Below are 12905 nucleotides of genomic sequence, written 5' to 3' on the forward strand. Positions count from 1 at the left end.
CCCCCACGTATCCCGATATGCCTTCTGCTCGATGATGGAGGGTTCTTTGGTGAAGGAGGCGGAATCGTCCTCGTCGGTTTCGGGGAGGTCGGGGAGCGTGGCGGTGAAGGAGAAGTCGGCGCCGGTGTCGAAGGGCGGGTCAATGTAGATGAGGTTGACCTTGCCCGCGAACTCGGGGAGGAGGGAGGGGAGGACGTATTTTTTGTCGCCCCAGATGAGGCGGTTGCGCCATTCGGCCTTGCGGCCCTGGGAGAAGTCGAGCAGGCCCTTGAGGCGCTCCTGGCGGGACTCGTTGACGGTCTCGACGTCCTGAAACGGCAGCGCGACGCGCAGCGGGGCGGTCTTGCGCCCGGCCTTGTCGTACTTGCCGTCCCAGATCAGCTCGGCCATGTGGCTTGTCCTCCGGCACGCGGGGCAGGGATGCGCCGCCTACACGCGTCGGGAGGCAGTCTAGCGAAGTCCGGCCGCGGATGCAAGCGGGGTTCGGCCTACGGTTCCGACCCTCGCGCAGGTGTGCGCCACTCGCGGTCGCCCCCCCTTCGCGTGCTCTCTCTGTGCGGCGGCCCGCCTCGGCGGACTCTGCATGAGACTCCTTCGCGGATTCGCTCGATTCGCCCGATTCGCGGTCCCTACCCTTCCTCCTCCGGATACTCATGCGGATACTTCACCGGCCCGCCCCCGGTCCTGCGCCACACGCGGTAGTGCCGGACCATGTGGCACGCGCGGCACAACGACACCAGGGCGCACACGTCGTCATACGTCTCGTGGTGCACCAGCACGGCCGGCGCCCCGCAGTCCTCGCACTTCTCGGCCAGGCTCAGCAGGCCGAGATAGCGCAGCCGCTGGGTGCGGCGGCGGACGGCGCTCTCCTCGCGCTGGCGGCGCGTGGCCACCTTCGCGCGCTGGCGCCGGGCGATGCGCGCGTTCCGCGCCCGGCGGCGCTCGGGGTCCTCGCGCTCCCTGACGTAGCGCCTCTGCACCGCGACCAGCCGCTCGCGGTTCTCCGCGTAGTAGCGCCGGCGATAGGCCCGCTGGCACGCCCGGCACGGCTGCTCGCGGCGCCCCGACGCGCGCAGCAGGTAGAACTCCGCGATGGCCTTCTCCACCCCACAGCGGCGGCACACCCGGGTCGCAGGCGGCAGGGTGGGGTGCACCGGCGTCGGCACCGGCCCGAACGGGTCCCCAGCGGCCGCCCCTGGGCTGCCGGCGGGGACTTCTTCGCTGCAATCCCTTATGAGCGAACGACTTGTGGCTTCGGCCATCGCGGTTGCTCCTTTCGCGCGAGCGGGTGAGGGGACGTCTTGGAGGTGTGGGTGGAACAATCCCTCCCTATGTACAATGGCAATCCCCCCCGAAACTGTTGGGTCCAAATGTGTAAAAAGTTGTAAATCGGCGTAAGTGCAATCACAGCATACTTTTGTGTCGCAACAAGGCTGCGCCAGCCCGCCGAAGCCCCTCGGGCTCGAGGCGGAGGCGTCTGGGGCCTCCTTGCCGGGCCGTGTCCCGGGCCTCATCGGCTGACGTGCCGCCGGTTTCGATCTTCGGGGCATCCCATCACGCCCTTGCCGCGCTAGAGGCTGCGAACCGCGGAAATCGGGGACGTGCAGCCTCATCGGTGCTTGATCCGACGGGCGGCTGGCGGGTATACTATGCGTCCCGCCCGCGCGGGGCCGGGCGGCGCATCGTCCCCTTCGGCCGCAGGTTACGAGTGTCACATGGCGGTTCCGCTCGAACGCAAGCGCAACATCGGCATCATCGCGCACATTGATGCCGGCAAGACCACCACCACCGAACGCATCCTCTACTACACCGGCGCCGAGCATCGTCTGGGCAACGTGGACGATGGGACGACGGTGACCGACTGGATGGAGGAGGAGCGCAAGCGCGGCATCACGATCACCGCGGCCGCGGTGACCTGCCCCTGGCGCGACTGCGAGATCAACCTCATTGACACCCCCGGCCACGTGGACTTCACGGCCGAAGTCGAGCGCTCGCTCCGCGTGCTCGACGGCGCCATCGTGGTGCTCGACGCCGTGGCCGGCGTGCAGGCCCAGAGCGAGACCGTGTGGCGCCAGGCCGACCACTACCGCGTGCCCCGCCTGGTCTTCGTGAACAAGATGGACCGCCCGGGCGCCGACTTCGAGAAGTGCCTCGCGATGATCCGCAGCCGCCTGGGCGCCACCCCGCTCGCCATCCAGATGCCCCTGGGCGCCGGGCAGGACTTCGTGGGGGCCGTGGACCTCCTCCGCATGGTCGCGCGCACCTACGAGCCGGGCACCGACGGCTCGCGCTACACCGACGGCCCCGTGCCGCCCGAGGCGCACGACCTGGCCCAGCTCCACCGCGAGGAGATGGTGCACCTGCTCGCCGAGCACTCCGACGCCCTCATGGAGAAGTACCTCGAGGACCAGCCGATCGGCGAGGACGACCTGCGCGCCGCCATCCGCGAGGCCACGCTCGCCGGCCGCCTCGTCCCCGTCCTGTGCGGCTCCGCGCTCCGCAACACCGGCATCCAGCGCCTCCTCGACGCCGTGTGCGACTACCTCCCCTCGCCGCTCGACGTGCCGCCCGTGCGCGGCGTCCACCCCAAGACCGAGCAGCCCATCGAGCGGCAGGCGAGCGAGAAAGGCCACTTTCTCGCCCTTGTGTTCAAGATCGCCTCGGACGAGCACGGCGACCTCTTCTACCTGCGCCTCTACGCCGGCAGGCTCACGGCCCGCCAGCAGGTCTTCAACCCCCGCACCGAGGCCCGCGAGCGCGTGACCACGCTCTTCCGCATGTACGCCAACGCGCGCACCGCGATTGACGAGGCCGTGGCCGGCGACATCGTGGCCGTCTCGGGCCTGCGCAACTCCAGCACCGGCGACACCCTGTGCGACCCGCGCCACGTGGTGGTCCTCGAGCGCATGAGCTTCCCCGACACCGTCATCTCCATGGCCATCGAGCCCAAGACCAGCGCCGAGCGCGCGCGCCTCGACAGCGTGCTCGCCCGCCTCGAACGCGAGGACCCCACCTTCCGCCGCCGCGTGGACCCCGAGACAGGGCAGACCATCGTCTCCGGCATGGGCGAGCTCCACCTCGAGGTGCTCAAGCACCGGATGCTCAGCGACTTCCACGTGGCGGCCAACGTGGGCAAGCCGCGCGTCTCGTACAAGGAGACCATCGCCCAGGCCGCCGAAGCCGAAGCCGACTACGTGCAGCCGATGGGCAGCCGCCCCCAGTTCGCACGCGTGAAGGTGCGCCTGGAGCCCGAGCCGGCCCTGCCCAGCGTCGAGGTGTGGCTCCAGGCGAGCGAGGACGAAATCCCGCGCGCCTTCCACGCCGCGGTGAAGGACGGCATCGAGAGCAGCGCCAGCTCCGGCGTCTTCGCCGGCTACCCGATGGTCGGCGTGCGCGCGAAGGTCGTCGGCGGCTCGGCGCATGCCACCGACTCCACCGAGGGCGCCTTCGCCGCGGCCGCGGCGCGCGCCTTCCGCCTGGCCGCCGAGCAGGCCGGCATGGTCCTCCTCGAGCCCTGGATGCGGTTCGAGGTGATCACCCCCGAGGCCCACCTGGGCGACGTGCTGGCCGACCTGAACGCCCGGCGCGCGCAGATCGCCGAGCAGCAGTTGCAGGCGGGAGTGCACGTGATCGCAGGCAAAGTGCCCCTTTCAGAAATGTTCGGCTATGCCACGGCCCTGCGGTCGCTCACCCAGGGCCGGGCCATGTTCACGATGGAGCCCGTGGCCTACCTGCCCGTGCCCGACGACGTCGCGCGCAAGATGATGCTCTAGCGCGCCGGGCCCCGAAGCGGCCGGGAAGTGAGCCGCCGCGGCAGCGGAGAATCTGGCGGAATGATCGCTTCGCAATGATTTTTGCGCTTGACACGTCCCCCGAATCTGCGTATAATCTGAGCTTCTGGCACTAATGCGCGACCAGGCAGCATGCTTTCGAGTCGCCCTGAGGATAACGCGATGGCTGAGCAACGTGTGCGGATCCGGATGGAAGCCTACGACCACGAGGTCCTCGACGAGTCCGCGCGCGAGATCGTCGAAGCGGTCAAGCGCAGCGGGGCGCGCGTCTACGGACCGATCCCGCTGCCCACCAAGATCGAGCGGTACACTGTGCTGCGCTCGCCTCACGTGGACAAGAAGTCGCGCGAGCAATTCGAGATCCGCACGCACAAGCGGATCATTGACATCGAAGAGCCGACGGCGCAGACGGTGGACGCCCTCCACCGCCTCGTGATGCCGGCCGGCGTTGACATCAAAATCAAGGCGTAACCGCACATGGTTCCCGGACTCCTCGGCAAGAAGCTCGGCATGACGCAACTGTGGGACAAGGACGAGGTTGCGCGCGCCGCCACCGTGCTGGAGCTGGGGCCCTGCGTCGTGCTCCAGGTGAAGACCCCGGAGCGCGACGGCTACTCGGCCCTCCAGCTCGGGTTCGACACGAAGAAGACGCGCCGCAAGCACGGCAAGGGCGAGCGCCGCAAGGCCATCGAGCGCCGCGGCGCCAACCGCGCCGAGATCGGCCATGCCCGCGCCGCCGGCACCACCCCGCGGCGCTTCGTCCGCGAAGTCCCCGTCGAGCCCGGCCACCCGTACCAGCCCGGCCAGGAACTCACCGTCGAAATGTTCGCCGACGTGACCCACGTGGATATCGTGGGGACCAGCAAGGGCAAGGGCTTCCAGGGCACCGTCAAGCGACACCACTTCAGCCGAGGCCCGGTCACCCACGGCTCGATGAACGTGCGCCAGCCGGGCTCCATCGGCTCCTCCGCCGCCCCCTCGCGCGTCATCCCGGGCCGCCGGATGGCCGGCCACATGGGCGACCGGCGCCAGACCGAGCAGAACCTCCGCGTGCTCGGCACCGACCCCCAGCGCAACCTTCTCCTCGTCTGCGGCGCCGTGCCCGGCGCGGCCGACGGATACGTCATCGTGACCCCCGCCCAGCGGCTGGCCAGCAAGAAGAGCCAGGCCCATCGGGCCCTGAGCCTGATGAAGACCAGGACAGAGACATGATCGAACTGCTGATCCGCAACCGCGAAGGCCAGGTCGTTGGCCGAATGGAGATTGACGAGGCCGACTTCGGCGGCACCGTGCGCCCGAAGCTCCTCCGCGACGTCGTCCGCATGTACGAAGCCGCCCAGCGCGTGGGCACCCACTCCACGCTGCGGCGGGGCGAGGTGAAGGGCTCCGGCACCAAGCCCTGGCGCCAGAAGGGCACCGGCCGCGCCCGCGCCGGCTGCAAGCGCTCGCCCCTGTGGCGCGGCGGCGGCATCGTCTTCGGACCCCACCCCCGCGAGTACCGCTTCGCCATGCCCCGCAAGGCCGTCCTGGGCGCCACCCGCTCCGCCTACCTGGCCAAGTTCCAGGACGGCGAGACCGTGGTGGTGGACGCCCTCGAGGCGGCGCAGCCGCGGACCAAGGAGATGGCCGCCGCCCTGAGCAACCTGGGCGTCGCGCGCGGGTGCCTCATCGCCATCGAGAAACACGACGTCAACCTGTGGAAATCCGCCCGGAACCTCCCGGGCGTTTTCATGAAAGCCGTGGCCGAAGTCAACGCGTACGACCTGCTTCGCCACCGGCAACTCGTGATCACCCAGCGGGCCCTCGAGAGCCTGGTCGCCCGAATGCGCCAGGCCCGGCGGCCCGCCAGCGAGCAGCCCGTCGCCGGGGCCGTCCCGGCGGTCGGGGTGCAGGACTAGGTGTTGCCATGCGCGACCCCCGGCAGATCGTGCTGCGGCCGCTCCTCAACGAGAAGGGCGAACTCCTCAAGCAGAAGGTGCGCGCCTACCCGTTCGAAGTGGCCGTCAACGCCACGAAAATCGAGATCCGCAACGCCATCGAGCAGATCTTCGACAACGTCAAGGTTGTCGCCGTCCGCACGATGATGCGCAAGGGCAAGATGCGCCGCCTCCGCTACAAGACGGGGCGCACGCGCCACTGGAAACGCGCGCTCGTGTTCCTCTCGCCCGACAGCACCATCGATATGTAGGCTCCGACAGGAAACCCGTATGGCCATCCGACAGCGCAAGCCCACGACCCCGAGCCAGCGGCACACGGCGCTCGACGACTTCGCCGACGTGACGCGGCACCGCCCCGAGCCCTCGCTCCTCGAGCCCATCAAGAAGAGCGGCGGCCGCAACAACTACGGCCGCGTGACCGCGCGCCGCCAGGGCGGCGGCAACAAGCGGCGCTTCCGCACCATTGACTTCCGCCGCGACAAGGACGGCGTGCCCGCAAAGGTGGCCGCCATCGAGTACGACCCCAACCGCACCGCGCGCATCGCCCTCCTGCACTACGCCGACGGCGAGAAGCGCTACATCCTCGCCCCGCGTGGCCTCGGCGTCGGCCAGAAGGTCGAGTCCGGCGAGAAAGTCGAGCCCAACACCGGCAACTGCATGCCGCTGGCCAACATCCCCAGCGGCCTGCCCATCCACAATATCGAGGTCCGGCCCGGCCGGGGCGCCAAGCTGGTCCGCTCCGCGGGCCTCGGCGCCACCATCTCGGCCAAGGAGGGCGACTACGCCCACATCATCCTCCCCTCGGGCGAGGTGCGCAAGGTTCACATCCGCTGCCGCGCCACGATCGGCCAGGTGAGCAACCTCGAGCACAGCTCGATCTCCCTCGGCAAGGCCGGCCGCCACCGCTGGCTGGGCTTCCGGCCCTGCCCGCGCGGCGTGGCCCAGAACCCCGTGTCGCACCCGATGGGCGGCGGCGAGGGCCGCTCCTCCGGCGGGCGCCACCCCTGCTCGCCCTGGGGCAAGTTGTCCAAGGGCGGCAAGACCCGCAAGCGGCGCAATCCGACCAGCTCCATGATCATCCGTCGCCGGCAGAAGAAGTCGCGACGTTAGGTAGGGGAATGCGGCCGTGTCCCGTTCGATTCGCAAAGGCCCGAACATCAACGCCAAGCTTCTGGCCAAAGTGATGGCCCAGAAGCAGCAAGGGGGCGGCGAACCGCTCCGCACCTGGGCGCGCTCCTGCACCATCGTGCCGGAGTTCGTCGGCCACACGTTCCTCGTCCACAACGGCAAGAACTTCCTTCGCATCTTCGTGACCGAGAACATGGTGGGGCACAAGCTCGGCGAGTTCTCGCCCACCCGCACCTTCCGCGGTCACGGCGGGCGGAAGAAATAACAGAGTTCAGAGGAAGACATGGACTTCAGGGCCACTTGGAAATTCGCGCGGATCGCCCCGACCAAGGTCCGCCCGCTCGCCCGGCTCGTGAAAGACATGCCGCTGAACCAGGCTCTGACCGTCCTGCGCCTCGAAAAGCGCCGGGGAGCGGCACTGTTGCACAAGGTCCTGCGCGCGGCATGGGCCAACGCCCAGGAGAAGGACCCGGCCAACGACGAGGAATCCTTCTTCGTCAAGAGCGCCGTGGTCAACACCGGCCCGCGGCTGCGCCGCATGCGGGCCCGCAGCATGGGCCGCGCCAACATCATCCTGCGCCGGTACGCGCACATCACCGTGGTCCTCAGCGACTCGCAGGAAACAGAGAGGTAGGCCAAAAGGGCATGGGGCATAAGACACATCCCATCGGGTTCCGCATCGGCATCACCGAGGACTGGCGCTCGCGCTGGTGCGCCGACAAGGCGAACTTCGGGAAATACGTCGTCCAGGACGAACTCGTCCGGCGCCACGTGAAATCGGCCTACCACTTCGCCGGCATCCCGCGGGTGGACATCGAGCGCACCCGCGAGCAACTCAAGGTGATCCTCTACACCGCGCGGCCCGGCATCGTCATCGGCCGCAAAGGCAGCGAGATTGACAAGCTGAAGGACGACCTCCAGGCCATGGCCGGCCGCGAGGTCCAGATCAAGATCGAGGAGATCACCAAGCCCGAGTTCGAGGCCCAGCTCGTCGCCGAGAACATCGTCGAGCAACTCGAGAAGCGCACGCCCTTCCGCCGCGTGATGAAGCGGGCCGCCGAAACGGCCATGCAGGCGGGCGCCAAGGGCATCAAGATACAGGCGGGCGGGCGCCTCGGCGGCGCCGAAATCGCCCGCAGCGAGCGCGTCGTGATTGGCTCCGTGCCCCTGCACACCCTGCGGGCCGACATCAGCTACGGCTTCGCCGAGTGCAAGACCAATTACGGCCGCATCGGGGTCAAGGTGTGGATCTACAGGGGCCCGAAGCCCCTGAAGGAGAAGCGCAGTGCCGCTCATGCCGAAGCGGGTCAAGTACCGCAAGAGCCAGCGGGGACGCGTTAGAGGCGAGGCGAGCCGGGGCAACTTCGTGGCCTTCGGCGAATACGGCCTCCAGGCCCTCGAGCCGGCGTGGCTCACCGCCCGCCAGATCGAGGCCGCGCGCGTCGCCGCGACCCACTTCCTCCACCGGGAAGGCAAGCTGTTCATGCGCATCTTCCCCACCAAGCCCGTCTCGGCCAAGCCGCTCGAGACCCGCATGGGCAAGGGGAAGGGCGAAACCGAATACTGGGCCGCCGTGATCAAGCCCGGCATGGTGCTCTACGAGCTCGGCGGCGTGCCCGAGGACGTGGCGAAGCAGGCCTTCAACCGCGCCGCCCGCAAGCTGCCCGTGCGCACGCGATTCGTACTTCGGAGGCACAGGGTATGAAGCTCAACGAGCTGCGCCGCCTGACCGACCAGGAGCTCCTCCGCGAGAGCGACGACCGGATGAAGGAGCTCTTCAACCTCCGCTACCAGGCCGGCACCGAACAACTCGAGAACCCCGCGCTCATGCGCGAAACGCGGCGTGAAATCGCCCGGATCAAGACCATCCTGCGCGAGCGTGAGCTGGAGAAGAAAGAGTGAACCGCACCCAACCCAAGACCGTCGTCGGCCGGGTCACCAGCGACAGGATGCAGAAGACCATCACCGTCGAAGCCGAGCGGCGGGTCATGCACCCCCGCTTCCGCAAATACGTGCGGGCCACCACGCGCTACAAGGCCCACGACGAGGCCAACGACGCGCACGTGGGCGACAAGGTGCGCATCATGCAGACCCGGCCCCTGAGCAAGACGAAGAACTGGCGGCTGGTCGAGATCGTCGAGCGGGCCCGCGGAGTGGAACAGCCATGATCCAGATGCGAACGATCCTCGACGTGGCCGACAACACCGGCGCCAAAGTCGTCTCCTGCATCAAGGTCCTCGGCGGCTCCAAGCACCGGTACGCCAACATCGGCGACATCGTCGTCTGCAGCGTCAAGAAGGCCATCCCCGCCGGCACCGTCAAAGAGCACGAGGTCGTGCGCGGCGTCATCGTCCGCTCGAAGCGCGGCCTGCGCCGCGAGGACGGGTCCTACGTGAAGTTCGACCGCAACGCCGTCGTGCTGATTGATAACGAGCGGAACCCGCGCGGCACCCGCATCTTCGGGGCCGTGGCGCGCGAGCTCCGCCAGAAGAATTTCATGAAGATCATCTCGCTCGCCGCCGAGGTGGTCTAGCCGCAGGAGCCCTGTTCCGTGGTCATCCGCAAGAACGACACCGTCGTGCTCATCAAGGACATCACCTCGTGCCGCAACGCCGAGGGCACGCCCGTCGTCGAGAAGGGCGAGCGCACCAAGGTGCTGGCGGCCATGCCGAAAGAGAACAAAGTCATCCTGCAAAACACCAACAACCGCTGGCGGCACGTGCGGCCGGGCGGCAACAACCCTCGCGGCGGGCGCGTCCAGAAAGAGGCGGCCGTGGACGCCTCGAACGTGCTCCTGTACTGCGACAAGTGCAACGCCGGCGTGCGCGTGCGCTTCAAGCAGGCCGAGGGCAAGAAAGTGCGCGTGTGCGCAAAGTGCAGCAACGTTATCCCCGTGGTGCTCTAAGACAAATGGCCAGACTCCTCGAACGCTGGAAAACCGAAATCGTCCCCGCGATGATGCAGCGGTTCGGCTACAAGAACCGCCTGGCCGTCCCGCGGCTCGCCAAAGTGGTCCTCAACATCGGCGTCGGCAACAGCCATGAGGACAAGACGCGCCTCGAGCAGGGGCAGCGCGACCTCGCCGCCATCACCGGCCAGAAGCCCGCCGTGCGGTGCGCCCGCAAGAGCGTCGCCGCCTTCAAAATCCGCGAAGGCGTCCAGGTCGGCCTCAAGGTCACCCTCCGAGGCCCCAGGATGTACGAGTTCCTCGACCGCCTGATCTCCGTCGCCATCCCCCGCCTGCGCGACTTCCGCGGCCTCTCCACGTCCTCCTTCGACGGGCGCGGCTGCTACTCCTTCGGCATCGGCGAACAGCTCGTCTTCCCCGAGGTCAAAGTGGACGACGTCCAGGTCGTCCAGGGCATGGACATCACGGTGTGCACCACGGCGCGAACCGACGAAGAGGCGTCGGCCCTGCTGACGCTCCTGGGCATGCCGTTCAGCAAGAGCTAGAGAGGCATACATGGCTCGCAAGGCCGCCATCAACAAGTGCAAGCGAGTGCCCAAGTTCTCGACCCGGAAAGTCATCCGTTGCGAGCTCTGCGGGCGCGACCGCGGCAACTACCGCAAGTTCCACCTCTGCCGCATCTGCTTTCGCACCCTCGCATTGAAAGGTCACATCCCCGGCGTCCGCAAGGCGAGCTGGTAGCCGCCCAGGCCCGGGGCCACTGGGGCAGATACTGACCATGGTGAACGACCCGATTGCTGACATGCTGACCCGCCTCCGCAACGCGCTCACGGCCCGCAAGGCCGAGGTAGACGTGCCCTGCACGAAGGTCAACCTCGGCATCGCCCGCGTCCTCCGAGACGAGGGCTACATCCAGGATTCCAAGGTTCTGGACGTGGCGCCGGCGCGCATGATCCGGGTCTACCTCAAGTACGGCCCGGACGGCGAGAAGGTGATCACCCGCATCCGCCGCGAGAGCAGGCTCAGCCGGCGCGTCTACCACGGCGTCCGCGAGATCCCGCGCGTGCAGAACGGCCTCGGCATCGCCATCCTCACCACCTCGAAGGGCGTGATGAGCGACCGCGAGTGCCGCCGCAACCGCGTGGGCGGCGAACTCCTCTGCACCGTGGAATGACCGCTACGAAGCTACGGAGGCGACCTCATGTCGCGTATTGGCAGACAACCCGTGCCCTTGGCCAGCGGCGCCAAGGCCACGCTTGGCGAAGGCAAGATCATCGTCAGCGGCCCGCTCGGGCAGCTCGAACAGGCCATTGACCCGCGCCTGCGCGTCACCATTGACGCCCAGAAGAACGCCGTGCGCGTCGAGCGCACCGCCGACGACCGCGAGACCCGCGCCCTGCATGGCCTCCTGCGCAACGTCATCGCCAACATGGTCGTCGGCGTCACACGCGGCTACCTGAAGACCCTGCAAGTCGTCGGCATCGGCTACACCGCCAAGCTCCAGGACGGCCAGCTCGTCCTCCAGGTCGGCCTGGCCAACGACCTCCGCGTCCCCGTGCCCGAAGGCATCAAAGTGGACCCGCCCGAGACCGGCAATGTCTTCGTCTCGGGCGTCGGCAGCGTCCCGTGCGCCATCGTGCGGGTCCGCGGCCTCGACAAGCAGAAGGTCGGCGACTTCGCCGCCATGATTCACCGCCTCCGCCCGCCCGAGCCGTACCGCGGCAAGGGCATCCGCTACGAAGGCGAAGAGATCCGGCGCAAGGCGGGCAAAGCCTTCGCCGCCCAGGAGTGATCGAGCGTGAGGGCCAACACCAAGAAGAACGTCCTTCGCGCACGCCGCCATCGCCGCGTGCGGCGCAAGGTGAGTGGAACCCCCGAGCGTCCCCGCCTGTGCGTCAGGCGGAGCCTGCTCCACATCTACGCGCAGCTGGTTGACGACACCACGGGGCGCACCCTCGTGGCCGCGTCCACCCTGAGCCCCGAGGTCCGCGAAGCCTGCCGCGGCGTCAAGAAGGTGGCCGCCGCCGCCGCCATCGGCAAGGAGCTGGCCCGCAAGGCCCTCGCGGCCGGCGTAAGCAAGGTGGCGTTCGACCGCAGCGGCTACAAGTACCACGGCCGAGTCCGCGCCCTGGCCGAAGGAGCGCGGGAAGGCGGGCTCCAATTCTGAAAGGTCCGCCAGCGGGCACCAGGAGGTAGATGGCCTTGCCAAGCATCGAGAAAGAACCAGGCGCCAGCCACGAACTCATCGAGAACGTCGTCAAGATCTTCCGTAGCTCCTCCGTCGTCAAGGGCGGGCGCCGCTTCAGCTTCGCCGCACTCGTCGTCGTCGGCGACGGCCGCGGGCGCGTGGGCTACGGCTACGGCAAGGCCAACGAAGTGCCCAATGCCGTAGACAAGGCCATGTCCGGCGCCCGGGCCTCCCTGCGCAACGTCTCGCTGGCAGGCGACACCCTGCCGCACACGGTCACGGGCCGGTTCGGCTCCACCAAGGTGCTCCTCCGTCCCGCCGCCCCGGGCACAGGCGTCATCGCCGGCGCGGGCGTGCGCGCGGTCGTCGAGGCCGCCGGCGTCCGAAACGTGCTCTCCAAAGTCTTCGGCTCCAGAAACCTCAAGAACGTGGTCAAGGCGACGATGGACGCTCTCGGGCAGTTGCGCACGCGAGCCGAGGTCGAGCGCCTGCGTGGGGTGACGATCGAATGAACCTCAATGACGTCAAGAGTATCCCGACCGGCCGCAAGCGCGCCAGGCGCGTGGGCCGTGGCGAGAGCTCGGGCAGTGGCAAGACCTCGGGGCGGGGCACCTCGGGCCAGCGTTCGCGCTCCGGCCGCAAGGGGCACGGCATCTACGAGGGCGGCCAGATGCCCCTCTTCCGCCGCCTGCCCAAGCGCGGATTCAACAACATCGTGTTCGCCCGCCGCTACGCCGTCGTCAACGTCGGCGACCTCAACGGCTTCGGCGACGGCCAGGAAGTGGACCCGGCCGCCCTGATCCAGGCCGGCCTGATCACGCGCGTGCTCGACGGGGTGAAGATTCTCGCCCACGGAGAGCTTCAGCGCAAACTTACCGTGAAAGCCCACCGCTTCAGCGGCGCGGCCCTGGCGAAGATCCAGGCCGCCGGCGGCGAGGCCGTGGTGCTCTGAG

General features: G+C 68.4%; 23 protein-coding genes. 21 read left to right on the forward strand and 2 right to left on the reverse strand.

Annotated elements, in window-relative coordinates:
* Both PLE19_16990 and PLE19_16995 read right to left on the reverse strand, forming a co-directional pair.
* On the reverse strand, positions 1-390 hold a 390-nt coding region (locus PLE19_16990), incomplete at its 3' end, for a site-specific DNA-methyltransferase (GenBank protein HPD16652.1).
* 239 nt (positions 391-629) lie between these two features.
* A complete protein-coding gene (locus PLE19_16995; GenBank protein ID HPD16653.1) occupies positions 630-1262 on the reverse strand; it encodes a hypothetical protein in 633 nt (210 codons plus the stop codon).
* A gap of 453 nt (positions 1263-1715) precedes the next feature.
* On the opposite strand from PLE19_16995, the gene fusA reads away from it, so the two are divergent.
* The 21 genes from fusA to rplO all read left to right on the forward strand — a co-directional run bounded on the left by fusA (position 1716) and on the right by rplO (position 12904).
* Positions 1716-3773: an elongation factor G gene (gene fusA / locus PLE19_17000; GenBank protein HPD16654.1), complete on the forward strand. Its 2058-nt coding sequence runs from the start codon at positions 1716-1718 to the stop codon at positions 3771-3773.
* 180 nt (positions 3774-3953) lie between these two features.
* Positions 3954-4262 (forward strand): 30S ribosomal protein S10, encoded by a 309-nt coding sequence (gene rpsJ / locus PLE19_17005; GenBank protein ID HPD16655.1) that lies wholly within the window; start codon positions 3954-3956, stop codon positions 4260-4262.
* 6 nt (positions 4263-4268) lie between these two features.
* Positions 4269-5003, forward strand: a complete 735-nt coding sequence (rplC, locus tag PLE19_17010; GenBank protein ID HPD16656.1) for a 50S ribosomal protein L3 — start codon at positions 4269-4271, stop codon at positions 5001-5003.
* Entirely contained in the window at positions 5000-5689 is a 690-nt protein-coding gene (gene rplD / locus PLE19_17015) for a 50S ribosomal protein L4 (GenBank protein ID HPD16657.1), read from the forward strand. Before rplC ends, rplD begins: the two co-directional genes overlap by 4 nt.
* An 8-nt stretch (positions 5690-5697) precedes the next feature.
* Positions 5698-5979, forward strand: coding sequence for a 50S ribosomal protein L23 (rplW, locus tag PLE19_17020; protein HPD16658.1), 282 nt, complete (start codon positions 5698-5700; stop codon positions 5977-5979).
* 19 nt (positions 5980-5998) lie between these two features.
* Positions 5999-6838: a 50S ribosomal protein L2 gene (rplB, locus tag PLE19_17025; protein HPD16659.1), complete on the forward strand. Its 840-nt coding sequence runs from the start codon at positions 5999-6001 to the stop codon at positions 6836-6838.
* Positions 6839-6854: 16 nt separating this feature from the next.
* Positions 6855-7121, forward strand: a complete 267-nt coding sequence (gene rpsS, locus PLE19_17030; GenBank protein ID HPD16660.1) for a 30S ribosomal protein S19 — start codon at positions 6855-6857, stop codon at positions 7119-7121.
* An 18-nt stretch (positions 7122-7139) separates the two neighbouring features.
* Complete coding sequence (rplV, locus tag PLE19_17035; GenBank protein ID HPD16661.1) at positions 7140-7490, forward strand: 50S ribosomal protein L22; 351 nt, start codon at positions 7140-7142, stop codon at positions 7488-7490.
* Between the two features lie 11 nt (positions 7491-7501).
* Positions 7502-8197 (forward strand): 30S ribosomal protein S3, encoded by a 696-nt coding sequence (rpsC, locus tag PLE19_17040; GenBank protein HPD16662.1) that lies wholly within the window; start codon positions 7502-7504, stop codon positions 8195-8197.
* Positions 8151-8561 carry a 50S ribosomal protein L16 gene (gene rplP, locus PLE19_17045; protein ID HPD16663.1) on the forward strand — a complete coding sequence of 137 codons (411 nt, stop codon included), beginning with the start codon at positions 8151-8153 and terminating at the stop codon, positions 8559-8561. Before rpsC ends, rplP begins: the two co-directional genes overlap by 47 nt.
* On the forward strand, positions 8558-8758 hold the full coding sequence (gene rpmC / locus PLE19_17050) for a 50S ribosomal protein L29 (GenBank protein HPD16664.1): 201 nt from the start codon (positions 8558-8560) through the stop codon (positions 8756-8758). Before rplP ends, rpmC begins: the two co-directional genes overlap by 4 nt.
* Positions 8755-9024: a 30S ribosomal protein S17 gene (rpsQ, locus tag PLE19_17055; protein ID HPD16665.1), complete on the forward strand. Its 270-nt coding sequence runs from the start codon at positions 8755-8757 to the stop codon at positions 9022-9024. Before rpmC ends, rpsQ begins: the two co-directional genes overlap by 4 nt.
* Complete coding sequence (gene rplN / locus PLE19_17060) at positions 9021-9389, forward strand: 50S ribosomal protein L14 (GenBank protein HPD16666.1); 369 nt, start codon at positions 9021-9023, stop codon at positions 9387-9389. Before rpsQ ends, rplN begins: the two co-directional genes overlap by 4 nt.
* An 18-nt stretch (positions 9390-9407) precedes the next feature.
* Positions 9408-9761, forward strand: coding sequence for a 50S ribosomal protein L24 (rplX, locus tag PLE19_17065; GenBank protein ID HPD16667.1), 354 nt, complete (start codon positions 9408-9410; stop codon positions 9759-9761).
* Between the two features lie 5 nt (positions 9762-9766).
* The gene (gene rplE, locus PLE19_17070; GenBank protein ID HPD16668.1) at positions 9767-10309 is read left to right on the forward strand and encodes a 50S ribosomal protein L5; all 543 of its coding nucleotides are present in this window, start codon (positions 9767-9769) and stop codon (positions 10307-10309) included.
* Between the two features lie 10 nt (positions 10310-10319).
* A complete protein-coding gene (locus PLE19_17075) occupies positions 10320-10505 on the forward strand; it encodes a type Z 30S ribosomal protein S14 (protein ID HPD16669.1) in 186 nt (61 codons plus the stop codon).
* Positions 10506-10542: 37 nt separating this feature from the next.
* The gene (rpsH, locus tag PLE19_17080; protein HPD16670.1) at positions 10543-10938 is read left to right on the forward strand and encodes a 30S ribosomal protein S8; all 396 of its coding nucleotides are present in this window, start codon (positions 10543-10545) and stop codon (positions 10936-10938) included.
* Between the two features lie 27 nt (positions 10939-10965).
* A complete protein-coding gene (gene rplF, locus PLE19_17085; protein ID HPD16671.1) occupies positions 10966-11556 on the forward strand; it encodes a 50S ribosomal protein L6 in 591 nt (196 codons plus the stop codon).
* Positions 11557-11562: 6 nt separating this feature from the next.
* Entirely contained in the window at positions 11563-11931 is a 369-nt protein-coding gene (gene rplR, locus PLE19_17090) for a 50S ribosomal protein L18 (protein ID HPD16672.1), read from the forward strand.
* A gap of 29 nt (positions 11932-11960) precedes the next feature.
* The gene (gene rpsE / locus PLE19_17095; GenBank protein HPD16673.1) at positions 11961-12464 is read left to right on the forward strand and encodes a 30S ribosomal protein S5; all 504 of its coding nucleotides are present in this window, start codon (positions 11961-11963) and stop codon (positions 12462-12464) included.
* Positions 12461-12904 (forward strand): 50S ribosomal protein L15, encoded by a 444-nt coding sequence (gene rplO / locus PLE19_17100; protein ID HPD16674.1) that lies wholly within the window; start codon positions 12461-12463, stop codon positions 12902-12904. The genes rpsE and rplO overlap by 4 nt, the downstream gene beginning before the upstream one ends.
* Position 12905 lies beyond the last annotated feature (1 nt).

The sequence above is a fragment of the Planctomycetota bacterium genome (assembly GCA_035384565.1).
GTDB lineage: Bacteria > Planctomycetota > PUPC01 > DSUN01 > DSUN01 > DAOOIT01.